This is a genomic window from Nocardia suismassiliense, from assembly GCF_900269665.1.
GTDB classification, from domain to species: Bacteria; Actinomycetota; Actinomycetes; order Mycobacteriales; family Mycobacteriaceae; genus Nocardia; species Nocardia suismassiliense.
Window position 1 is genome coordinate 7,973,037 of record NZ_LT985361.1, and the last position, 21,236, is coordinate 7,994,272.

A 21,236-nucleotide genomic window follows, 5' to 3' on the forward strand; every position below is an offset into this window, starting at 1 on the left:
GTTGTGAAACGACCTAAAAAGGCAACTCGACTCCGCCGGCGGCGCCAGCCGCGATGAGGGCCGGTCGAGTGCGAACGAGAGGAAGCCGATGACTGCCATCGCAGCCGCCACCGGCACCGAGTCGAACACAGCACCCGACACCTTCCAGCACCAGACCCGCGGGCGCTGGCTGGAACACTGGGAGCCGGACAATCTGAAGTTCTGGGAGTCCGGTGGCGCGCGGACGGCACGCAAGAACCTGATCTTCTCGGTGTTCGCCGAGAACCTCGGCTTCAGCATCTGGGTCATCTGGGGCACCGTGGTCACCAGCATGGGCGCCGCGGGTTTCCCCTTCCTCGAGGGGCTCGGCAAGGGCAACCCGACGGCGGTGAGCAACGCGCTGCTGCTGTCGTCCACCCCGACCCTGGTCGGCGCCGCGCTCCGCATTCCCTACACCTTCGCGATCCCGAAATTCGGCGGCCGGGCCTTCACCGCGTTCAGCGCGGCGATGCTGCTCATTCCGACTCTGGGGCTGGCGTACTTCGTGAACCAGCCGGGCACGCCCATGTGGGTCTTCATGATCCTGGCCGCGCTCGCCGGTGTCGGCGGTGGCAACTTCTCCTCGTCGATGGCCAACATCAACTTCTTCTTCCCGGAGAGCAAAAAGGGTGCGGCGCTCGGCATCAACGCGGCGGGCGGCAATCTCGGTGTGGCACAGACCCAGCTGGTGTTGCCGCTGCTGATCACCCTGGGCACGCACCTGATGGCCAAGGATGCGGCGGGCTACCGCTTCGGCATCACGCTGTCGGTGCTGGTGTGGATCCCGTTCATCCTCATCGCGGCCTTCGGCGCGCTGCGCTACATGGACAGCGTCGCCAGCGCCAAGTCCGACGGCAAGTCCTACCGGCTGGCGCTGACCAACCAGCACACCTGGGTGATGGCGCTGCTGTACATCGGCACCTTCGGCTCGTTCATCGGGTTCTCCTTCGCCTTCCCGACGCTGATCAAGGCCAACTTCCCGGAGCTGGCCAAGATCGGCTGGATCAGCACCATCGGCAACTTGGCCTTCCTTGGCGCGTTCGTCGGCTCGTTCAGCCGGCCGTTCGGCGGCTGGGTGTCCGACAAGGTCGGCGGCGCCAAGATCACCGTGTGCGTGTTCGGCGGCATGGCCGTCTCGGTCGCGCTGATCATGGCCGCGCTGGAGCTGAAAAGCTTCCCGCTGTACCTGATCTCGTTCCTGCTGCTGTTCGTGATGACCGGCATCGGCAACGGCTCCACCTATCGCATGATCCCGACCATCTTCAGCGCGATCTCCAAGAAGTACGCCGCCGAGCACGGTCTGGACCTCACCGAGTCGACCGCGTCGGCCCGGCGTCAGGCCGGCGCCGCGATCGGCGTGATCGGCGCGGTGGGCGCCTCGGGCGGCTGGCTGTTGCAGCAGGCGTTGCGGCTGTCCAACATTCACTACCACTCGATGGCGCCCGCGTTCTGGGCCTATGCCGTGGCCTTCCTGCTGATGGGCGCGGTCACCTGGTGGTTCTATCTGCGGTCCTCGTTCGCGGTGGAGCGGATGCCGTCGCTGGCCTACGCCAAGGTGTAACCGGCGCAACGCAGCACGCACGTCGGTCGTCGAAAGGCGCTGAGCCGCAAGGCTCGCCTTTCGGCGGCCGGCGTTTTCGTCTGCGCTACACCATCAATCGGACCATGTCGGCCGTGCGCGCCAAGCCGGGGAACGCCTCCGGCGTCGACCGTGGATGCAGCGCGTGTACCGCGAGCCGGAACATGACCGCGCGCAACAACATCTGCGGCCATTCCGGCAGATCGCGCCAGCGCTCCAGCAGTCCGTCGTCGGCGCCACCCCAGGCCAGCGCGTCCACCACGATCACCCCGGCCGCCCACGGCGCGGGCCGCCAGTACGGCGTGATGTCGGTGAGGCCCGGCGTGTGGGTCCCGGCGAACAGCACGGTGCCGAACAGGTCACCGTGCACCAGCTGGGCGGGCGTCTGCACCGGCTTGCGCAGGGTGGCCAGCTGCCCGATGAGCTCCATGCTGCGCTGGCCGTCGGGTGAGTCCGCCGAGGGCAGTGGGCCGCCCGCGCGCAGGCTGCGCAGCGGCACCGCCTCCCAGGCGGCCCGGTCGGCCGCGACGAACACGTCCACGTCGACCCACGGCGCCACCGGCGGCTGCACCAGGAACCGGGGCCGCTCGAGATGGGTCGTCGCCTGATGCAGGCGCAGCGACACCGAAACCACTTCGTCGTGCCTGGGTTCCGGGATGCCTTCCAGATACGTATCGGCGCGCCAGCCGGAGACCACGTAGCGGCCGTCGGTCGCACGCACCGGGCGGGCCAGGCGCAGCCCGTCCACCTTCAGCGTCTCGCGCACCTTCGCCGACCACGCCGCTCGCGCGTGATCGGCGACCGGGCTGAGCACCACGTCCCCGAACCGCCAGCCACCCTCCCAGTCGCCGAGCGTGACCGGGGAAACTTCGCGCAGACCGAACGTGGATCGCACGTGCTCGGGAGGTTCCACAGAAGTCACGGCCGTACCGTACCGCCGTGGTGGACGCTGTACAGGACGCCGCGCCGAAGTGCAACCCCCGCCGTTAGGGCAGGGGTCACAGCGTCCTTCGGTCGATCAGTAGACGGGCAGCGACGGGTCGATCTGCCGCGCCCAGGCGATGACCCCGCCTTGCAGGTGGGTGGCGTCGGCGAATCCAGCGCGCTTGAGCGCGGCCAAGGCCTCCGCGGAACGCACACCGGTCTTGCAGTGCAAGACGATCGGCCGGTTCTGCGGCAGCTCGGACAGCGCCTCGCCGGACAGGATGCGGTCCTTCGGGATGAGCCGCGCACCATCGATGTGCACGATGTCCCACTCGACCGGCTCGCGCACGTCGATCAGCTCGATCTCCTTGCCCGCGTCGAGCAGATCCTTCAGCTCGCGCGCGGTGACTGTCGAGTCGGCCGCGGCTGCCTGGCCCTCCTCGGACACCACCCCGCAGAACGCCTCGTAGTCGATCAGTTCGGTGATCGGCTGGCGCTCGGGGTCGCGGCGCAGCTTGATGGTCCGGTAGTTCATGTCCAGTGCGTCGTACACCATCAGGCGGCCGAGCAGCGGCTCGCCGATACCGGTGAGGAGCTTGATCGCCTCGGTCACCATCACCGAACCGATGGACGCGCACAGCACCCCGAGCACGCCGCCCTCGGCGCAGGACGGCACCATGCCCGGCGGCGGGGCCTCCGGGTAGAGGTCGCGGTAGTTGATGCCGCGACCGTCGGGGGCGTCCCCCCAGAAGCCCGAGACCGGGCCCTCGAGGCGGTAGATCGAGCCCCACACGTGGGGCTTGCCCGCCAGCACCGCCGCGTCGTTGACGAGGTAGCGGGTGGCGAAGTTGTCGGTGCCGTCCACGATCAGGTCGTAGTCGGCGAACAGCTCGACGGCGTTCTCCGGCTCCAGCCGGATCTTGTGCAGCCGGACGTCGATGCCGGAGTTGATCTCGAGGATCGAGTCGCGCGCGCTGTCGGCCTTCGGGCGGCCGATGTCGGACTCGCCGTGGATGATCTGGCGCTGCAGGTTCGAGGCGTCCACCTCGTCGAACTCGACGATGCCGAGCGTGCCGACGCCCGCGGCGGCCAGGTACAGCAGCGCCGGGGAGCCGAGCCCGCCCGCGCCGATCACCAGGACCTTGGCGTTCTTCAGCCGTTTCTGCCCGTCGACGCCCAGGTCCGGAATGATCAGGTGGCGGCTGTAGCGGGCGACCTCGTCCTTGGTCAGCTCCGCGGCCGGCTCGACCAGCGGCGGCAGGGACTTAGGTGATGACACGTCCAGGACTCCTCGAATCGAATGGGTCGATCTCGTTGTGCAACACCCGCGACCAGACCGTTCTTCCCGGCCCATCGTCGCGCATGTCAGCCGCGGGGGTACGGCCAGGGGTTGAAGCGGCAGCGCTTGCCATCCATCGGGACGACGCCGTCGGGCTCGAGGGCGGCGATGTCGTTGTTCTTGGTGCCGAAGGTCTGCTGCATCATCACCGGGGCCAGGCCGCCGTCGGTCTCGCACGGCTGGTGCTGGTGGTAGCCGATGGCGTGACCGACCTCGTGGTTGATCAAGTACTGCCGGTAGGAGCCGATGTCGCCCTCGAAGGCGAGCGCGCCGCGCACCCAGCGGACCTCGGAGAGCACGACCCGGCCGAGTTCGGCGTTGTAGCAGGACGAGTCGATCGGGATCTCGTATCCGCAGGCCTTGCGGGTGGATTCGCGGGAGGTGAGCGAGATGCGGAACTCGGTGTCGCCCTGGTCGACCCGGCGGAACGCGAACTTTTGGTCGTGCGTCCAACTCTTCGGGTTGGCGAGGGTGGACTCGATCAGCTTCGCCACCGACTCGTCGCCGCCGAAACCCGTGGTGTCGATGCCGTCCTCGATCTCCACGGTGTACCGGAAGACCGAGTCGGTGCCGGTGCCGACCTGAGCGGACGCGCCGGGCACCACATGCCAAGTGCCGGTACCGGTTTCGGCGAAGCTGCCACCCTGCGGCAGCGCGCCGGTCGGCAGGTCGGTGGGAAAATGGCCGTCGCCGGCCGGTCCGCCGATGATGCCGTCGCTCGCGGCGCGCGGGCTCAGGTGGCCGAGGCCGGGCACGCCGCTCACCGTGGTCGCCGGATCGGAGCCGCGCACCGCGTCGACCACCACCAGCACCGTGACGGCGAACAGCACCGGCAACGCGTAGGCCCGCCAGCCGTAGGTGGAGACGAATCTTCCCAGCGCGCTTTGCTTCTTGACGCTGCGGTCCGGGCGTTCCCTGGTGCGCCCCTCGGTCGGCGCGGTGGGATCCCAGCTGGCGCGCAGCGGTTGATGGGAGCGGTCCGGCTGAGCGTAGAGACCGAGGGGGTCGTAGATCTCCACGCCGTCGCGGTCACGGCGGGTGGCGGCCGAATCGGGCTGCCGGGGAAGCGGATCGGCACCGTTGGGGCGACCGTTGCGGTCCGGCCTGCGAACTGTGCCTGCTTCGGCATCGAGCGGTGGCGCAGCGCCGGTGCGGGCGGCTGCGCCCGGTCGTGCTTCTGGGCCTGACCTTGCCACGGGTTCCGACCCTACGGAACCGGGCGCGCCGGGGCCAGCACGGCGGCGCGGATCGCGTCCGCCGCCGGACGTGACCGGGGGGTCTGCGTGCCGCTCCCCGGGTCGGTCGGCGCGGAAAGTCACGGACACCAGGTTCTCACAGCGGCCCCGCACCGCCGTCGGGCACGCCACAACCGCCGGGCGGTGCGACATTTCTCACCGGGTTCCCTCAGTTCTCCGGGCCCGGTCTGCGGGCGGGCAACAACCGAGTATCGTTCTTGGGATACCCGGTGCTTACCCCTTGCCGGGGAATCAACTGGGAGAGCCGAAATGACTGACCTCGTGGACCGGATGGCGTCCCGTAGATCGTCGTCCGAGCCCGCCAAACGCGGCACCCGGCTTCCGCGCGATGAGCGACGTCAACAACTACTCGCGGCCGCCAGCGAAGTCTTCGTGCAGCGCGGCTACCACGCCGCGGGCATGGACGAGATCTCGCAGTGCGCCGGTGTGAGCAAGCCGGTGCTGTACCAACACTTCACCAGCAAGCTGGAGCTGTATCTGGCGGTGTTGCAGAACTATGTCGACATGCTGGTGTCCAGCGTCCGGCAGGCGCTGCGGTCGACCACCGACAACCGCCAGCGGGTGCGGGCCGCGGTGCAGGCCTACTTCGATTTCGTCGACAACGAGATGCAGGGCTTTCGGCTGGTCTTCGAATCCGACCTGACCAGCGAGCCGCAGGTGCAGCGCCGGGTCGAGCAGGCCACCGAGGCCTGCGTGGACGCGGTGTTCGACGTGGTGGCGCACGACTCCGGCCTGGACCCGTACCGGGCCCGCATCCTCGCGGTCGGCCTGGTCGGCGCGAGCCAATTCACCGCGCGCTACTGGCTGGAGGCGGATCGGCCGATTCCGAAGGAAGAGGCTGTGGACACCACCGTCTCGCTGGCCTGGGGCGGTCTGTCGCACGTCCCGCTGCACCCGATCGACTGAGTACACGAACGACGCGAGCCCCTGCATCCCGAGGTTGCAGGGGCTCGTTGCTGTCGGCCCGAGGCCGAGAAAACTAGACGGTGGCGAAGCCGACGCGACCGCTGGTAACGGTGCCGATCTCGACGTAGGCAACCTTCGAAGCCTGGATCAGGAACTTGCGACCCTTGTCGTCGGTCAGCGAGACGACGCCGCCGCTGCCGTTCAGCGCACCGGCCACCAGCGCCTCGACCTCGTCCGGGGTCTGCGAGCTGTTGATCAAGAGCTCGCGCGGGCTATCCGAAATACCGATCTTGACCTCCACGGCCAACCTCCGAACGTAAGAGTCCTGTGCTGTCGATCCAAGGCTAGTGCAGGGCAACGCTGTGCAGGCAGACGGCTGCCTGCGCCCTCAGCGAACAGCAACGGCCCGCACACCGTTGTGCGGGCCAGTTCGGTGCGGCGGTGTTACTTCGGCTCGATGAGCTGGATCTCCAGCTCGATGTTGACCTTGTCGCTGAGCATGCCGGGCAGCGGGCCGCCGACGCCGAAGTCGGTGCGCTTGATGGTGCCGGTGGCGGAGAAACCCGCGTGCCGGTTGCCGGTCGCGCCGAACTCCTGCACGCCACCCCACTCGACGTCCAGGGTGACCGGCTTGGTGATCGCGCCGAGGGTGGCCTCGCCCTGCACCTCGAAGCTCTCCGCGATCTGCACCGGCTCGGTGGCGCGGAAGGTGAGCGTCGGGCGGTTCTCGGCATCGAGGAAGTCGGCGGTGCGGATGTGTGCGTCACGGTCCGGGTTGCCGGTGTCGAACGAGTCGAGGTAGATGGTCGCGCCGAGGGTGGCGGCGCCGGACTCGTCGACCACGAATTCGGTCTCGAAGCGGGTGAATCCGCCGCGCACCTTGGAGATGCCGAGGTGGCGGATGGTGAAGGCCACCGACGAGTGCGCGGTGTCCAGGGTCCAGGAGCCGGGCTTCAGCGACTGGGTGGTCGTGGTGGACTCGGAAGAAGTTGTCATGCCAACCACCTTGGCCGGACCACGGTCCGTTAACCAGACCGCAGTTATCATGGCCCCCGTAGGGCGAGGTTAAGCCTCCTAGGACACGGCACGATGGGAACCATGGCACGCAACGGATTCGCCGAATTCCTCGTCGCGCGACGCGCTGAGTTACGCCCGGCAGACGTCGGCATGCCCGAGGGCAGGCGGCGGCGCACACCCGGGTTACGCCGCGAAGAAGTGGCCGTGCGCGCGGGTGTCAGCGCCGACTATCTGGCGCGGCTCGAGCAGGGCCGCGACACCAATCCCTCGGTCGCGGTGATCGACGCGCTCGCCGACGCACTGCTGCTGCGTGGCGACGAACGCCACCACTTCAGCCTGCTCGCGCTGGCCTCCGGCAACGAATCCCACTGCCCCGGTAGCGAATCGGCGCAGGAGAAGGTCGCCGAGACGATCCAGTCGATCCTGCGCGCGTTGCAGCCGACTCCCGCGTTCGTGGTCGGCCGCAGGCTGAATGTGCTCGGCTGGAACGCGGCGTGGGCGGACTTCGCCGCACCGCTGGGCCTGCTCGACGGCGACGGACAGCCGAACCTGGCCTGGTACACGTTCGTGCAACCGACCGCGCGCCAGGTGCTGCGGAACTGGTCCGAGGTGGCGGACACCTTCGCCGCGGCACTCTCGCGCGCCAAATTGCGCTGGCCCGGCGATGATTCGCTGGTGGAGACGATCGACGCGCTGCGCCGCCACCCGGAGTTCGCGGCCCGCTGGAAGCCGCACCATGTCGGGGCGCCCATCTCCGGCCTGCTCCAGATCGACCATCCGGTACACGGCCTGGTGCAGGTCCCGTTCGAAACGCTCGACGCCGATCGCGATCAGAGCATCATCGTGTGGCTCGCCGATCAGGCCCAGATGCAGACGCCCGGCCTGCGACTGGTCCGGCCCGCGGCGGTCAACGAATAGCCGTCAGATTCCCAGCTTCGCCATGCGTTCGGCGTGGCTGGCCTGCATGCGCTCGAACAGCGAGGCGATGCCGTTGAGATCGCCCGCGGCGCCGAGCACGAGTTCGGTCAGCTCGTCGCGCTGCGCCATCACGTACTGCGCCTGCGTGATCGCCTCGCCGAGCAGGCGCCTGCCCCACAGGGTGAGCCGGTCGCGTTCGGAGCGGCTGGCCTCGACCGCGCGCCGCACCTCCTCGACGACGAACTCGGAGTGGCTGGTCTCGGCGAGCACATCGCGGACCACCTCGGCGACCTCGGGCGGCAGGGCGCCGGCGATCTCGTTGTAGAAGTCCGCGGCGATGCCGTCGCCGACGTAGAACTTCACCATCGACTCGAGCCAGGTGGAGGGGTCGGTGGAGGCGTGATAGGCGTCCAGCGCGCGCACGAACGGCGCCATCGCGTCGAAGATGTCCACGCCACGCTCGGCCAGTGCCGCCTCGAGCGCGTTGAAGTGGCCCATCTCGGCGGAGGCCATCTTGGCCACGGCTACCTTGCCGCGCAGTGTCGGCGACAGCTTGGCTTCCTCGGCCAGCCGATAGAACGCGGAGATCTCACCGTAGGCGAGCACCGCGAACAGATCTATGACGCCCGGATGGTCGGCGAGGTCGGCATCGGTCGACGAAACACCCAGCGCGGCAGGTGACTGTGCTCCCATGACCCCAGCCTAGTACTCCCCGATGGTCACGCTGCCGCAGCGCGAAAGTTGTCCCTTTTCACGGGGCCTCGGCGAGGAACTTGTCCAAATATGCCCATGTCGAGTCGCGCGCTTCCGGTCCGGTGAGGATGCCGAGGTGGCTGCCGGGGGCGGTTTCGAAGCGGACCGAGGCCGCGCCGGTGAGCGTCCGGGTGCCCGCCTCGACGGCGGCGGCCGGGGTGATCACGTCGGTGGGGCCGCCGACCAGCAGGACAGGTGCACTCACCTGGGCCAGCTCGATGCGCCGCGCACCGAGTTGAACGACGCCGCGGCCGATGTCGTTGTTCAGGATCAACCTGCCCCACAGCTGGCCGTAGAAACGGCCGGGGTAGCCGGGCATTTCGGCCATGAAGCGGTCGATGGTCTCCATCCGCGCCAGCGTCTCGGTGCGCGCGATATTGCTGGCGACGAACCACGGCCTGGTCAGTTCGCGGTCCCAGGCGGTGATCTTGTAACCGATCCTGGTCAGCGGCGCGGGCACGCCACCGGCCGCGCGCACCAGCGTCGAGGTGGCGATGCCGCCGGTCAACTTGGCGACCGCGCGCAGCTGCGGGATGCCGGTCAGCTTGTCGTAGTCCAGCGGTGCGCCGACCGCGGTGATGGAGCGGATCGGCAGCTCGGCGTGCGCGGCGGCGGTGAGCAGCGCCAGCGTGCCGCCGAGCGACCAGCCCACCAGATCGACCGGCTTGCCGTCGCGGTCGGCGGAGGTACGCAGCACCGCCTCGGGCAGGATCTCGTCGATCCAGTGCTCGAAGCCCATCCGCCGGTCGCCGAAGGTGATGTCGCCGTAGTCGATCACGTACGGTGCGCGGCCGGTCTCCAGCAGGAAACCGGCCAGGCTCTGATCGGGGCGCAGGTCGAAGCAGGTCGCGGGCGCGGCCAGCGGCGGCACCAGCAGGACCGCGGAATCCGTTGCGGGCACAGCGGTTTCGGTGCCACCCTGGCGGCGCTCGAAGCGACGCAGCTGCCGATGCGGCTCGTCCCAGAGCACCGTCGACGGCGTGGGATCCGGTGCCTCTACGCCCGAACCGAAGGTCAGCGCCCAGGCGTTGCGGGCGGCGGTCGTGACGGTGTCCGCGATATTCACCCGGAGAATGTCTCACATCCGGTACCGGCGGTAACAGGCAAGTCCGGTTTGCGGTTACCGCTTGCCCATGGCGAGCGGATTCGCCGCAGGCACGATGGCCGCGTGCACCCGGTCGGCCAGCGGCGCGAGCGAGGTCGTCAGCTCGGTCACCGCGTCGGCGGACAGCACCGCGAGCGCGCCGGTCCAGGCCGCGTCGTCGGTGCTCTGCTCGACCCGTCCGAGCAGTTCGGCACCGCTGCCGGTCAGGGCCGGGCTGACCGGCTCCCCCTCGACCACTCCCCTGGCCCGCAATTCGTCGAACGCGTCCGCCCACTCCCGTTCGGACAACCCGCGCGCCCCGCGCAGCACCGATTCGGCCGCCTTGCCCGCCGCCGCCTGCATGACCATCGCCTGCCGCCCGGTCAGGCCGTGCGTCGCCAGCGCGGCCACGTGCCCGTCGCCGCGATGCTCGCGCAGCGAGGTGGTCAGCTGCCAGAGCGCGCCCACCGGGTCCGCGGACAGCGGCAATGCGGCGTTCGCGGCGAACAGCGGCCTGCCTGTCGGGTCGGCCTGCTCCTGTGCCGGCGCGAGCAACGAGACAGCGCGGGCACACTCCGCGTCACCGGCCCCGAGTTCACGCAACAGCGTCGTGGACAGGTCGAGCCTGACCTCGAGACACTGCTCGGGGGTTGCCCGGGACCAGGCGCCGGGCAGCGCTTTGCGCACCATTTCCGGATGAAAACCGGCGAAGATCGCCTCGACTGTGGCGGGCGTCACGGCGCCGAGCGGCGCCGCCCGAAATGCGAAGTAAGTTTGCCAGTAACCGCGCAGTCCGATCGCGACTCCGGCCTCCTTGACGCCGGTCCCGAAATAGACCACGTCATGTAGTGGCTCGAGAGTCTTCCAGATTTGCCGCGCGGGATGAATTGCCATGTGGCGCAGCGTACGTCGATGAACCACCGGGCGATAGCCGAGTTCGGATTCCGAATAAACGACGGTGGCAATTCGAGCCGCGCACAATATCACGCTACAATCGCACCGGACAACGAAAAGTTTCGCTCGACCGACTTGCCTGATCTGTGCGTGCACCGCCCAGCGGTACCGATCCGATCGGCATAACGAGCAGCGATTTCGTGGTCCAGGAAAATGTGCGCGCACCAGCTCCGCATCACCAGTGCGCCGCGCCGAGATCTCCCGAGGTAGCCGCCCAGTCGCGGCACCCGAAGATCTCCAGAGCGTGGCCGGGTGAGTATCACAGGCGGAGACGTGGTCGTCGCGGGCCGACCGGTCCGCCCCACCTCGTGCGCGCGGGACGCGATTACGAGGAAGGCACGAACCTGAGCAAGATCACTGTCGAACAGGAACCCGGGGTAGCGGAGACGCTGTTGACCGCCGAACTGGACGCAACACATACCGCACCGACATTTGCCGAATTGGGCGTTCGCGACGAAATCGTGCGCGCGCTCACCGAGATCGGCATCGACCGTACTTTCGCTATTCAGGACCTCCCCCTGCCGCTGGCGCTGGCCGGCGAAGATCTCATCGGCCAGGCCCGCACCGGCATGGGTAAAACCTTCGGCTTCGGGGTGCCGCTGCTGCACCGCATCGCCACCGCCGACACCGGCACCACGCCGCTCGACGGCACGCCGCGGGCGCTGATCATCGTGCCGACCCGCGAGCTGTGCATCCAGGTCACCTCCGACCTGGAGAACGCGGGCAAGTACCTGAAGAACCACCAGGGCTCGTTGAAGGTGGCCTCCATCTACGGTGGCCGCCCCTACGAGTCGCAGATCGCGGCGCTGCGCAACGGCGTGGACGTCGTCGTCGGCACCCCGGGACGCCTGCTGGACCTGGCGAACCAGAACCACCTGATCCTGGGCAAGGTCGGCGTGCTGGTGCTGGACGAGGCCGACGAGATGCTCGACCTCGGCTTCCTGCCGGATATCGAACGCATCCTGACCATGGTCCCGGACAAGCGCCAGACCATGCTGTTCTCGGCCACCATGCCGGGCCCGATCATCACCCTGGCCCGCACCTTCCTCAGCCGCCCGACGCACATCCGGGCCGAGGAAGCGCACGAGACGGCCATCCACGACCGCACCGCGCAGTTCGTCTACCGGGCGCACGCGCTGGACAAGAGCGAGCTGGTCGCCAAGATCCTGCAGGCCGAGGGCCGCGGCGCGACCATGATCTTCACCAGGACCAAACGCACCGCGCAGAAGGTCGCCGACGATCTCGCCGAGCGCGGTTTCTCGGTCGGCGCCGTGCACGGTGACCTCGGTCAGATCGCCCGTGAGAAGGCGCTCAACAAGTTCCGCAAGGGCGGCATCGACGTGCTCGTCGCGACCGACGTCGCGGCCCGGGGCATCGACATCGATGACATCACCCATGTCATCAACTACCAGTGCCCCGAGGACGAGAAGACCTACGTGCACCGGATCGGGCGTACCGGCCGGGCCGGGCGCACCGGTATCGCGGTGACGCTGATCGACTGGGACGAACTGGGCCGCTGGGCCGGCATCGACAAGGCGCTCGGCCTGGGTATGGCAGAGCCGGTGGAGACCTACTCGCGTTCGCCGCACCTGTTCGCCGAACTCGGCATCCCCGAGGGCGTGACCGGCACCATCCGCAAGGCCAAGCCGGCCGAGCGGGACGAGGACGCGGTCGTGGTGGAGCGCTCGGCGCGGGCCCCGCGCACGCGCAACCGCAAGCGCACCGTACGCGGCAGGCCGATCGATGAGACCGAGTCGAACGGCACCGCCACCAACGGCACCGAGGTCTCCGCACCGCACGACGCGCCGCCGAGCGAGGACGCGCCCACCGACGAGAACGGCGACCAGCCCGCCCGTCGTCGGCGCCGTCGCCGCAAGCCCGCGGGCGAGGCCGACAACGGTGGCGAAACCGCTACCGTCGACGCCTCGGCCGACCACGAGAACGGTGACGCGGAGTCCGGTGACCAGCCCGCGCGGCGCAGGCGCCGGCGTCGCAAGCCGGCCGGCGAGAACGGCACCGAAGACAGCGCCAACACGGTAGAGCCCGCCACGGCTTCGGTCTGACCGGCCGGATCCGCTACTCTCGCAACCGTGCTCGCACCCGAGCGGCGAACGCGCGCCGACGTCATCTCCGCTGCCGCGATCGCCGTACTCGTGGTGATCGCGGCGGTGGCGGTATGGGTGCGCGGCGATGCGAGCGGCACCGAGTCGGTGACCGCGAGCTCGCCCGTGCCGACCCCGGTGGCCGCCGACCAACTCCCGGCCTCGCTGCGTGAACTGTGGCATGCGCCGAACGCCGCGAGCGCCCGGGCGCTGACCGCGGGCGGTGTCGTCGTCACCGGTGACGACGGCACGGTCACCGGTCACGACCCGCTCACCGGCAAGGACCTGTGGTACTACCGGCGCGACATGCCGCTCTGCGGGATCGAGAGCCAGTTCAGCACCGTAGTCGCGGTGTATCTGGACGAGCGCGGCTGTAGCCAGGCCACGCTGCTGACCGGCGACAGCGGTGCCAGGCGCACCGCGCGCAGCAGTTACATGGATCCGTCCGTGCGGCTGTCCGTCGACGGCACCTATGTGCTCGCCCAGGGGCCGAAACGGCTGGAGATGTGGCGCTCGGACCTGGTGCGCACCATCGAATACGGCTTCGTCGACGCGCCGGTGAACGTGAAAACCCAACCGCGCAAAGGCTGCACGCTGCTGTCCGCGGGCTCGAGCCCGTCGCGGCTCGGTGTACTGGAACGCTGCCCCGAGGACGCCGCCAACCGGCTGACCATGCTGAATCCCGCGCCGAAGGACAACACGGTGCCCGAGGAGTCCGGCTCGCACGTCTTGTCCGGCCCTGGTGCGGACTCCCCCGACGCGCGGGTACTCGCGGTGTCGGACAACAGGATCGTGCTCTACCTGCCGGGCACCCCGGCCGCCGGCGGGACGGAGGCGGCCGCACCACGGCTCGCCGTCTACGACGCATCCGGTAATCCGATTGTCGTGCATCAGCTTTCGGCCCCGCTGAGTGACAAGACCGCGACCACCCGAATCGGTTCGGCCTACCTGGTTTTCACCGGCAACAGCGTAATCGCCTTGAACGGCAGCACTTTCGACCCGATCTGGACCGCGGCCGGCGCGCTCGGCTCCCCCAGCATGATGGCCGGCCGGCTGCTGATGCCGACCTCGGGTGCGATCGCCGCGCTCGATCCCGCGTCCGGCGCCGAGGTCGGCCGCATCCCGGTGGACCGGCCCGGCTACAGCGGCGCGCCCATCTCGCTCGCGGTGCTCGGCACGACGATCCTCGAGCAACGCGGCACCGAGCTCTACGCCCTCGGCTGACCGGCGGTAGACCGGCCGGACGACTGGGCGGCGCACCGGTGAACCATGATGGATCCATGTCCGTACTCGACGATGCCCGGCTGGTGCTGCTGCGCCACGGCGAGACCAGCTGGTCCACCCTGCACCGCCACACCGGCCGCACCGATCTGCCGCTCACCGAGCGCGGCGAGGCACAGGCCCGGGCGGCGGGCCCGCTGCTGAGCGCCTTGAAGCTGCGCGATCCGCTGGTCTTCACCAGCCCACGCCAACGCGCTCGGCAGACCGCGGAGCTGGCCGGACTGACCACCAGCACGGTCGACGAGGACCTCGCCGAATGGGACTACGGCGACTACGAAGGCCTGACCACCCCGGAGATCCGGGAGAGCGCACCCGGCTGGACCATTTGGACCGGCGCGGTGCCGGGCGGCGAGTCCGCGGACGCGGTGCAGGCCCGCGCCGATCGGGTGCTCGCCACCGTGGCGCCGCGGCTACCCGAGCGGGATATCGTGCTCGTGGGGCACGGGCACTTCTCCCGGGCGTTGATCGCCCGCTGGGCCGAGTTCGACATCAGGGAGGGTCGCCGGTTCGCCATGTCCACGGGTGCGCTGACCGTGCTCGGCCATGAACACGAGGTGCGAACCATCTTGGCGCACAACCTGGTTCCCACCGCTGAGGGAGAAACACTGTGACTGCAGAACTGCGCCGCGCCGTCCCCGCCGACGTGCCCGGCCTGGTCGGCCTCATCCATGATCTGGCCGAGTACGAGCGGGCCAGCGACCAGTGCACCGTCACGGCAGCCCAACTCGACACCGCGCTGTTCGGCGCCGAGCCGAAGGTTTTCGCCCATGTGGTGGACGAAGACGGCGAGCTGGTCGGCTGCGCGATCTGGTTCCTCAACTTCTCCACCTGGAACGGCGTGCACGGCGTCTATCTGGAGGACCTCTACGTCAAGCCGGAAACCCGCGGCAAGGGTTACGGCAAAGCCCTGCTCGCCGCGCTGGCCAAGGAGGCCGTGGACAACGGCTACAGCAGGCTCGACTGGGCCGTGCTGACCTGGAACACACCCTCCATCGATTTCTACGAATCCCTCGGCGCCGCAGCGCAGAACGAGTGGGTGGGCTACCGCCTCACGGGTGAGCCGCTGGGCAAACTCGCCAAGGAAGCGCGGTAGTTCACCGAAGATGACATGGCTCGAACATTTTGACGAGGACGCCTGGCCGAGCACCCCCGACGCGGCCATCGCGGTGCAGGACGAACTGCGGCCGAAGGTCGAAACAACCCGGCAGGCCGGGGAATTCGGCACCATCGCCGGACTCGACTCCGCCTACGCCGAGACCGGCGAGGTCGCCGCGGCCGTGGTGGTACTGCGTGCGACCACCTTGGAAACCATCGAATCTGCTGTCGCACACGGCACTTCGAACTTCCCATACCACCCCGGCTTGCTCGCGTTCCGCGAATTACCCACGACCATGCGAGCATTGGCGCAACTCGACGCCGCCCCGGCCCTACTCGTCTGCGACGCACAGGGTTTGGCGCATCCCCGCCGTTTCGGCCTGGCCTGCCACCTCGGTGTGCTCACCGGCATCCCGACGATCGGCGTCGCCAAGTCCGTCTGGGGCGACTACCACGAACCGGGTCCCGAGCGCGGCGCCCGCACCGACATCACCATCGATGGCGAGCTCGTCGGCAGCGCCCTGCGCACCAGAACGGACGTGAAACCCGTCTTCGTCTCCGTCGGCCACCGCATCGACCTGGACACCGCGTGCGCCCAGGTGCTGGCCCTCACGCCGCGCTACCGGCTCCCCGAAACCACCAGGCGCGCCGACTCCCTGTGCCGCGCCGAGCTTCGCGCCGCACTCAGCGCATAGACCCGCGCGACCATGCCACGGTCAGCTCGACGGATCGGATTTCTCCGGCTCGATGGCGTAGTCGGCGGCCATCCACCGCGTAGAGGCCGGGGCGAAAAGCAACACCAGCGCGGCGACGACGACCACGCCGAGCAGCGTGCCCCAGACCGGCTGGTGTGAGTCGGTCAGCAGCGACCAGGTGACCGGCAGCAGCAGTAACTGGGCGATCACGGCGATCGCGCGCCCCCAGCGCTTGCCGAGCAGCAGACCGATGCCCGCGGCGAGCACCGCGCCACCGAGGATGCCGAACCAGGCGGCGGTGCCGTACCCGCTGGCCGCGGTCTGGTCGTGGCCGAGCAGCCCGCGCACGATCAACACCAGCGCGACGATCACGGCGACCGCCCCCTCCAGCGTCACCAGTCCACCCGCGCCGCGCACCGTCCTCGGCACGCCACCGTCACCCTTGCGTTCAGCCACCCGGCAAGCCTACGACCCGACGTAGTGGCCGTCCTCCCGACCGCTCCGGTTCAGCGGCTTTTCGGACCGGATCCGCCGACGATTAGGCTGCGGGTCGTGCGGACGCTGCTGATCGTGAATCCGAATGCCACCTCGACCACTCCGGCGACTCGGGATCTGCTGGCGCACGCGCTGGAGAGCCGCACCCAACTGACCGTCGCGCACACCCAGCATCGCGGCCACGCCGCCGAATTGGCCCAGTGGGCCGCCACCAACGAGATGGACCTGATCGTCGTGCACGGCGGCGACGGGACGGTCAACGAGACCATCAACGGCTTCCTGCCGCTGCCCGAACTCAACGACGGGCAGGCCTGGCTGCCGCGGCTCGGCGTGATCCCCGGCGGCTCGGCGAACGTGTTCGCCCGGGCGCTCGGAATCTCGCCGGACCCGGTGACAGCAACCAACCAGCTCATCGATCTGCTCACGCTGGATCGAGACCGCAGGATCGGCCTCGGCCTGGCCGACGACCGGTGGTTCACCTTCAGCGCGGGCGTCGGCCTGGACGCCGATGTCTGCGAGGCGATCGACGCCAGCCGCGCCGACGGCAAGACGGCCACGCCGGCCCGCTACCTCCGGACAACCGTGCGGCAGTTCTTCCGGGCCCGGCGCAAGGAGCCGACCGTCCGGATCGAGGTCCCGGGGCACGAACCGGTCACCGACGTGCATTACGCCTTCGTAACGAACACAACCCCGTGGACCTACCTGAACACCACCCCGGTGCACACCAACCCGGGCACCAGGTTCGAAGACGGTCTCGGCGTGTTTGCCGTGCGTTCGATGTCTGTACTGCCTACACTGCTGCTTGCCAGACAGCTCTTGGCAGTCGACGGAAACCCCAAGTCTCGCAATTTGTTTCGCGAAGACAACGTTCCGTCCGTGCGTATCGAGACGAAGGAACCCATCGGTCTGCAAATCGATGGCGACTTTATCGGGAAGCGCAACGTGGTGGATTTCACGGCCGTGCCCGCCGTCTTGGATGTCGTGGCGCCGCGACCAGAGTGATGCAGGAAACGCACGAAAAACATCGTGGTAGTGCTGCGAAAACTGGGTAGAGCGAGTACAAAGGACCGGGCAGGTTCCCCTAGCGGGGGCCGTTAGAGCGTGAGCTTCCCCACGGTGCACCAGATACCTATTGACATCTACGGTGTTCGTGAAAGCATTCACAAGCAACCGTGCGGAAACATTCGAGTCGCACAAGTGAACGATCCACAAACCGTCGGCGCCATTTGCGGCGCCCAGCAAAGGAGCAGAGGAATGGACTGGCGCCACAAGGCCATCTGTCGCGACGAGGACCCCGAACTGTTTTTCCCGGTGGGTAACAGTGGTCCTGCGCTCGCGCAGATTGCCGATGCCAAGCTGGTCTGCGCTCGCTGCCCCGTAACCGCTGACTGCCTGTCCTGGGCCCTGAAGTCCGGACAGGATGCCGGCGTGTGGGGCGGTATGAGTGAAGACGAGCGCCGGGCGCTCAAGCGTCGTAACGCACGCACGCGCACCCGCACCGTCGTCTAGCAGACGATCGGATTTACCGGACCATTCAGCCCCGGTCCGGTGAACGCATTTAAGCCCGGCACCTTCGAGGTGCCGGGCTCTCTTGTGTCCCAACGCATATAACGAAACGGCTATCAGCGACCGGAGCGACGGCCCAACGGAACACGAAGTACCGCATCGGTTCCGATATCCGCGCCCGGGTGCAGGCCGATGGAACCGCCGAGTTCGGCGGTCACCAGGGTGCGCACGATTTGCAGGCCGAGGCGGTCCGAGGATTCCAGGCTGAATCCGCTGGGCAGGCCGCGGCCGTCGTCGCTGATGATCACGTCGAGCCAGCGCGCGGAACGCTCGGAACGGATTGTCACCGTGCCGTCTTCGCCCGAATCGAAGGCGTGCTCGATCGCGTTCTGCACCAGTTCGGTGAGCACCATCACCAGCGGGGTCGCGCGTTCGGCGGAGAAGACGCCGAGCGAACCCGCGCGGCGCACCTTGATCCGCGCGGTGTGCACGGTGGCCACGTCGGCCATGATCGGTAGCAGCCGGTCGACGACCTCGTCCAGGTCGACCTCTTCGTCCACCGACATGGACAGCATCTCGTGCACCGACGCGATCGAGGTGACCCGGCGCACCGACTCGGTGAGCGCGACCTGCGCCTCCTCGTTCTCGGTGCGCCGCGCCTGTAACCGCAGCAGCGCGGCGACGGTCTGCAGATTGTTCTTCACCCGGTGGTGGATCTCCCGGATGGTGGCGTCCTTGCTGAGCAGCGCCCGATCGCGGCGTTTGACCTCGGTGACATCGCGCACCAGCACCGCGGCGCCCGCCAATTCGCCGTGCGGGCGCAGCACCAGGGTGCGCAGCAGCACCGTCGCGCCGCGCGCCTCCACCTCCATCCGGCGGCCGGTGCGCCCGGCCAGCGCGGCCTGGATGTCGCCGACCACCTCCTGGGCGTCGAACGGATCGGTGATCAGCGAGCGGGTGAGCACCGCCAGATCCTGGCCCGCGAGATCGGCCTGCAGGCCCATCCGGTGATAGGCGGACAGGGCGTTCGGGCTGGCGTAGACGACGATGCCCTCGGTGTCGAGCCGGATGAAACCGTCACCGGCACGCGGGCTGGAGTGGGTGGCCGCGCGGTCCTCGGTGGTCGGGAAGGTGCCGTCGGCGATCATCTGGCACAGGTCGTCGGCGCAAGCGACATAAGCGATTTCGAGCGTGCTGCGCACCCGCGAGCGCTGCACATCGGTGTCGCGGCTCAGCACCGCGATGACATCGTCGCCGCAGCGGACCGGGATGGCCTCGCGGATCGCGTGCACCGGAGTCGGGTGATAGACGCCCGCGGTCTCCACGTCACGATCGGCGCGCACGATCTTGCCCGACATCAACGCCTCGAACACCTGCGGATGATCGGCCTGCAAGGCCAGGGTGCCGACCAGGTCCTCGTGGTGCACGGTGGACGCCGTGGTCGGGCGACACTGCGCGACACACACGATGTCGGCGCCCGCCGCGATCGGTCCCGCACCGACCCACAGCTGCAGATCGGCGAAGGACAGATCGGCAAGCAGCTGCCAATCGCCCACCACCCGCTGCAGGTGATCCACGGCGACGCCGGGTAAGTCGGTGTGTTCGGCTAATAGCTCGCTCAGCGTCGCCATGAAGATCTACCGCTAACGTTTTCTAGGAGATGACGGCGATTAGGTGACCGGCTTTGATGGCATCGCCCTCTTTGACGCCGATCGAGGTGACGGTGCCGCCGACCTCGGCCAGCACCGGGATCTCCATCTTCATCGACTCGAGGATCACCAGGGTGTCGCCCTCCTTGACCACGTCCCCCTCGTTCACCACGACCTGGTAGACGACGGACACCAGCTCGGCGAGCACTTCCTCGGCCATGACACCCCATTCACTCGGTTGGTTCACGCGGCTCGCCCGGCAGGTTCGAGCAGCCGAGCCGTGCGGCCTGCATCCGCTGCAGGTATAGCCAACCACACGTGAAAGAATGGCCTTCAATCAGAAGGGAGACTACTCATGGGTAAGCGCGGACGTAAGAAGCGTAGTCGCAAGGGCAACGCAGCCAACCACGGCAAGCGGCCGAACGCCTGAGCGAGAGCTCGGCTGAAAAACGCAGAACGGCACGCACTTCCACCAGGAAGGCGTGCCGTTCAGTTTTGCGTGGGACCTACGAGTCGGAGGTCTCGATCGTGGATTCGACCTGGGTGATCGTGACCGTCTTACGGATCTCGAAGGTCAGCCGATCGCGCAGGGCGTCCGGGGCGCGGTCGCCACCGCACTTGCGGCTCAGCAGACCCTTGATCTTCTCCTCGATGCCGTAGGCCTCGATGCAGGGGGAGCAATGGTCCATGTGGTGCTGCAACCGGGCGCGGGTCTCGTCGTTGCACTCGCCGTCCAGCATCAACCAGATATCGGTGAGCACCGCGGTGCAATCAAGATCCATGTCCGGATCCCGCTCGGCGTTCACTGCTTGACCTCCTGGCGTTCCCCCGAACGGTTGAATCCACGTTCGCGCGCCACATCGGCGAGCAAACCCTTGAGCTGCTTGCGGCCGCGGTGCAGCCGGGACATCACGGTACCGATGGGGGTGCCCATGATGTCGGCGATTTCCTTGTACGGGAAGCCCTCGACATCGGCGTAGTACACGGCCATCCGGAATTCCTCCGGCAGCTCCTGCAGCGCGGCCTTGATGTCGTCGTCGGGCAGCGCGTCCAGGGCCTCGACCTCGGCCGAGCGCAGACCCTGCGAGGTGTGCTCGGCGGTCGCCGCGAGCTGCCAGTCGGTGATCTCGTCGGTCGGGTACTGCGCGGGCTGGCGCTGCTTCTTGCGGTAGGAGTTGATGTAGGTGTTGGTCAGGATCCGGTACAGCCAGGCACGCAGATTGGTGCCTTCCTTGAAGGACTTGAAACCCTGGAACGCCTTGACGTAGGTCTCCTGCACCAGGTCTTCGGCGTCGGCCGGATTCCTGGTCATCCGCAGCGCGGCACCGTAGAGCTGGTCGAGCAGCGGGAGCGCGTCGCGCTCGAACCGCTGGGCCAGCTCGGTTTCGTCGACCGCGGCACCGACACCGTCGGTCACCACGTCATCGTCGCTCGTCACACCTGTCCCTTCGATCGCCGTACCTGCCAAATCTACCGGCACTGGCAATTCGAAGGGGAATCCGGCTTCCGTCAGCGACGCCGTCGTCCCTCTCGGACGTTCGTCGAGCAGCAGGGGCACCGACATCTCCTTCACGTCGTTCACGGGGCTGATCAGTCGCGAGGCCGGGCGTGTCGTCCCGGCCGGGCGCTGTGTATTCGCTTCCAACATGCGGGACACGTCCTCTG

24 protein-coding genes are annotated in these 21,236 nt (G+C 68.3%); 11 read left to right on the top strand and 13 right to left on the bottom strand.

Features of this window, described 5'->3' with window-relative positions; genetic code table 11:
- Positions 1-88: 88 nt before the first annotated feature.
- On the top strand, positions 89-1,579 hold the full coding sequence (locus DBO33_RS35590; protein WP_107658956.1) for an MFS transporter: 1,491 nt from the start codon (positions 89-91) through the stop codon (positions 1,577-1,579).
- A gap of 85 nt (positions 1,580-1,664) precedes the next feature.
- On the opposite strand, the gene DBO33_RS35595 is transcribed toward DBO33_RS35590, so the two are convergent.
- From DBO33_RS35595 to DBO33_RS35605, 3 genes are all read right to left on the bottom strand, one after another.
- Entirely contained in the window at positions 1,665-2,519 is an 855-nt protein-coding gene (locus DBO33_RS35595) for a TIGR02569 family protein (RefSeq protein WP_107658957.1), read from the bottom strand.
- Between the two features lie 96 nt (positions 2,520-2,615).
- A complete protein-coding gene (gene moeZ, locus DBO33_RS35600) occupies positions 2,616-3,800 on the bottom strand; it encodes an adenylyltransferase/sulfurtransferase MoeZ (RefSeq protein WP_107658958.1) in 1,185 nt (394 codons plus the stop codon).
- A gap of 86 nt (positions 3,801-3,886) precedes the next feature.
- Positions 3,887-5,056 (bottom strand): DUF3152 domain-containing protein, encoded by a 1,170-nt coding sequence (locus DBO33_RS35605; RefSeq protein ID WP_407670572.1) that lies wholly within the window; start codon positions 5,054-5,056, stop codon positions 3,887-3,889.
- A gap of 309 nt (positions 5,057-5,365) precedes the next feature.
- On the opposite strand from DBO33_RS35605, the gene DBO33_RS35610 reads away from it, so the two are divergent.
- Entirely contained in the window at positions 5,366-6,022 is a 657-nt protein-coding gene (locus tag DBO33_RS35610) for a TetR/AcrR family transcriptional regulator (protein WP_107658960.1), read from the top strand.
- A gap of 73 nt (positions 6,023-6,095) precedes the next feature.
- On the opposite strand, the gene DBO33_RS35615 is transcribed toward DBO33_RS35610, so the two are convergent.
- Entirely contained in the window at positions 6,096-6,323 is a 228-nt protein-coding gene (locus tag DBO33_RS35615) for a DUF3107 domain-containing protein (protein ID WP_107658961.1), read from the bottom strand.
- Between the two features lie 143 nt (positions 6,324-6,466).
- Complete coding sequence (locus DBO33_RS35620; protein WP_107658962.1) at positions 6,467-7,018, bottom strand: YceI family protein; 552 nt, start codon at positions 7,016-7,018, stop codon at positions 6,467-6,469.
- Positions 7,019-7,120: 102 nt separating this feature from the next.
- On the opposite strand from DBO33_RS35620, the gene DBO33_RS35625 reads away from it, so the two are divergent.
- Positions 7,121-7,957, top strand: coding sequence for a helix-turn-helix transcriptional regulator (locus tag DBO33_RS35625; protein ID WP_107658963.1), 837 nt, complete (start codon positions 7,121-7,123; stop codon positions 7,955-7,957).
- A 3-nt stretch (positions 7,958-7,960) separates the two neighbouring features.
- Here DBO33_RS35625 and DBO33_RS35630 read toward each other — a convergent pair whose 3' ends face one another.
- Genes DBO33_RS35630 through DBO33_RS35640 form a run of 3 tightly spaced genes read right to left on the bottom strand, consistent with a single transcriptional unit; the run spans position 7,961 to position 10,688 of the window.
- Entirely contained in the window at positions 7,961-8,650 is a 690-nt protein-coding gene (locus DBO33_RS35630) for a ferritin-like fold-containing protein (RefSeq protein WP_107658964.1), read from the bottom strand.
- A 58-nt stretch (positions 8,651-8,708) separates the two neighbouring features.
- Positions 8,709-9,776, bottom strand: coding sequence for an alpha/beta fold hydrolase (locus DBO33_RS35635; protein ID WP_107658965.1), 1,068 nt, complete (start codon positions 9,774-9,776; stop codon positions 8,709-8,711).
- 54 nt (positions 9,777-9,830) lie between these two features.
- A complete protein-coding gene (locus DBO33_RS35640; RefSeq protein WP_107658966.1) occupies positions 9,831-10,688 on the bottom strand; it encodes an SCO6745 family protein in 858 nt (285 codons plus the stop codon).
- Positions 10,689-11,056: 368 nt separating this feature from the next.
- Between DBO33_RS35640 and DBO33_RS35645 the strand changes: the two genes are divergently transcribed.
- From DBO33_RS35645 to DBO33_RS35665, 5 genes are read left to right on the top strand one after another with little or no spacing between them, the layout of a single operon-like run.
- Entirely contained in the window at positions 11,057-12,811 is a 1,755-nt protein-coding gene (locus tag DBO33_RS35645) for a DEAD/DEAH box helicase (RefSeq protein WP_107658967.1), read from the top strand.
- A gap of 27 nt (positions 12,812-12,838) precedes the next feature.
- A complete protein-coding gene (locus DBO33_RS35650; protein WP_107658968.1) occupies positions 12,839-14,074 on the top strand; it encodes an Rv3212 family protein in 1,236 nt (411 codons plus the stop codon).
- Positions 14,075-14,130: 56 nt separating this feature from the next.
- Entirely contained in the window at positions 14,131-14,742 is a 612-nt protein-coding gene (locus DBO33_RS35655) for an acid phosphatase (protein ID WP_107658969.1), read from the top strand.
- A complete protein-coding gene (locus DBO33_RS35660) occupies positions 14,739-15,224 on the top strand; it encodes a GNAT family N-acetyltransferase (RefSeq protein ID WP_107658970.1) in 486 nt (161 codons plus the stop codon). The genes DBO33_RS35655 and DBO33_RS35660 overlap by 4 nt, the downstream gene beginning before the upstream one ends.
- A 10-nt stretch (positions 15,225-15,234) precedes the next feature.
- A complete protein-coding gene (locus tag DBO33_RS35665) occupies positions 15,235-15,921 on the top strand; it encodes an endonuclease V (protein WP_107658971.1) in 687 nt (228 codons plus the stop codon).
- 21 nt (positions 15,922-15,942) lie between these two features.
- On the opposite strand, the gene DBO33_RS35670 is transcribed toward DBO33_RS35665, so the two are convergent.
- Positions 15,943-16,377, bottom strand: a complete 435-nt coding sequence (locus DBO33_RS35670; RefSeq protein WP_234391228.1) for a hypothetical protein — start codon at positions 16,375-16,377, stop codon at positions 15,943-15,945.
- Between the two features lie 96 nt (positions 16,378-16,473).
- On the opposite strand from DBO33_RS35670, the gene DBO33_RS35675 reads away from it, so the two are divergent.
- Together DBO33_RS35675 and DBO33_RS35680 are read left to right on the top strand one after the other, a co-directional pair.
- Positions 16,474-17,418 carry a diacylglycerol/lipid kinase family protein gene (locus DBO33_RS35675; protein WP_107658972.1) on the top strand — a complete coding sequence of 315 codons (945 nt, stop codon included), beginning with the start codon at positions 16,474-16,476 and terminating at the stop codon, positions 17,416-17,418.
- 252 nt (positions 17,419-17,670) lie between these two features.
- On the top strand, positions 17,671-17,925 hold the full coding sequence (locus tag DBO33_RS35680) for a WhiB family transcriptional regulator (RefSeq protein WP_011211115.1): 255 nt from the start codon (positions 17,671-17,673) through the stop codon (positions 17,923-17,925).
- Between the two features lie 113 nt (positions 17,926-18,038).
- Here the strand turns inward: DBO33_RS35680 and DBO33_RS35685 are convergent, their stop codons facing one another.
- Both DBO33_RS35685 and DBO33_RS35690 read right to left on the bottom strand, forming a co-directional pair.
- Positions 18,039-19,553: a sensor histidine kinase gene (locus DBO33_RS35685; RefSeq protein WP_107658973.1), complete on the bottom strand. Its 1,515-nt coding sequence runs from the start codon at positions 19,551-19,553 to the stop codon at positions 18,039-18,041.
- 22 nt (positions 19,554-19,575) lie between these two features.
- On the bottom strand, positions 19,576-19,791 hold the full coding sequence (locus DBO33_RS35690) for a biotin/lipoyl-binding carrier protein (RefSeq protein WP_107658974.1): 216 nt from the start codon (positions 19,789-19,791) through the stop codon (positions 19,576-19,578).
- Between the two features lie 135 nt (positions 19,792-19,926).
- On the opposite strand from DBO33_RS35690, the gene DBO33_RS44840 reads away from it, so the two are divergent.
- Entirely contained in the window at positions 19,927-20,001 is a 75-nt protein-coding gene (locus tag DBO33_RS44840) for a 50S ribosomal protein bL37 (RefSeq protein WP_022597109.1), read from the top strand.
- Positions 20,002-20,077: 76 nt separating this feature from the next.
- Here the strand turns inward: DBO33_RS44840 and rsrA are convergent, their stop codons facing one another.
- Both rsrA and DBO33_RS35705 read right to left on the bottom strand, forming a co-directional pair.
- Positions 20,078-20,353 carry a mycothiol system anti-sigma-R factor gene (rsrA, locus tag DBO33_RS35700; protein WP_107660878.1) on the bottom strand — a complete coding sequence of 92 codons (276 nt, stop codon included), beginning with the start codon at positions 20,351-20,353 and terminating at the stop codon, positions 20,078-20,080.
- 20 nt (positions 20,354-20,373) lie between these two features.
- Positions 20,374-21,009 (bottom strand): sigma-70 family RNA polymerase sigma factor, encoded by a 636-nt coding sequence (locus DBO33_RS35705; protein WP_107660877.1) that lies wholly within the window; start codon positions 21,007-21,009, stop codon positions 20,374-20,376.
- Between the last annotated feature and the right edge of the window lie 227 nt (positions 21,010-21,236).

Bases quoted from the DNA above. Each gene is read 5' to 3' on its own strand.
- DBO33_RS35590 (WP_107658956.1), top strand. From the start codon at position 89: ATGACTGCCATCGCAGCCGCCACCGGCACCGAGTCGAACACAGCACCC.
- DBO33_RS35610 (WP_107658960.1), top strand. From the start codon at position 5,366: ATGACTGACCTCGTGGACCGGATGGCGTCCCGTAGATCGTCGTCCGAG.
- DBO33_RS35620 (WP_107658962.1), bottom strand. From the start codon at position 7,018: ATGACAACTTCTTCCGAGTCCACCACGACCACCCAGTCGCTGAAGCCC.
- DBO33_RS35625 (WP_107658963.1), top strand. From the start codon at position 7,121: ATGGCACGCAACGGATTCGCCGAATTCCTCGTCGCGCGACGCGCTGAG.
- DBO33_RS35630 (WP_107658964.1), bottom strand. From the start codon at position 8,650: ATGGGAGCACAGTCACCTGCCGCGCTGGGTGTTTCGTCGACCGATGCC.
- DBO33_RS35640 (WP_107658966.1), bottom strand. From the start codon at position 10,688: ATGGCAATTCATCCCGCGCGGCAAATCTGGAAGACTCTCGAGCCACTA.
- DBO33_RS35655 (WP_107658969.1), top strand. From the start codon at position 14,131: ATGTCCGTACTCGACGATGCCCGGCTGGTGCTGCTGCGCCACGGCGAG.
- DBO33_RS35665 (WP_107658971.1), top strand. From the start codon at position 15,235: ATGACATGGCTCGAACATTTTGACGAGGACGCCTGGCCGAGCACCCCC.
- DBO33_RS35680 (WP_011211115.1), top strand. From the start codon at position 17,671: ATGGACTGGCGCCACAAGGCCATCTGTCGCGACGAGGACCCCGAACTG.
- DBO33_RS35685 (WP_107658973.1), bottom strand. From the start codon at position 19,553: ATGGCGACGCTGAGCGAGCTATTAGCCGAACACACCGACTTACCCGGC.
- DBO33_RS35690 (WP_107658974.1), bottom strand. From the start codon at position 19,791: ATGGCCGAGGAAGTGCTCGCCGAGCTGGTGTCCGTCGTCTACCAGGTC.
- rsrA (WP_107660878.1), bottom strand. From the start codon at position 20,353: ATGGATCTTGATTGCACCGCGGTGCTCACCGATATCTGGTTGATGCTG.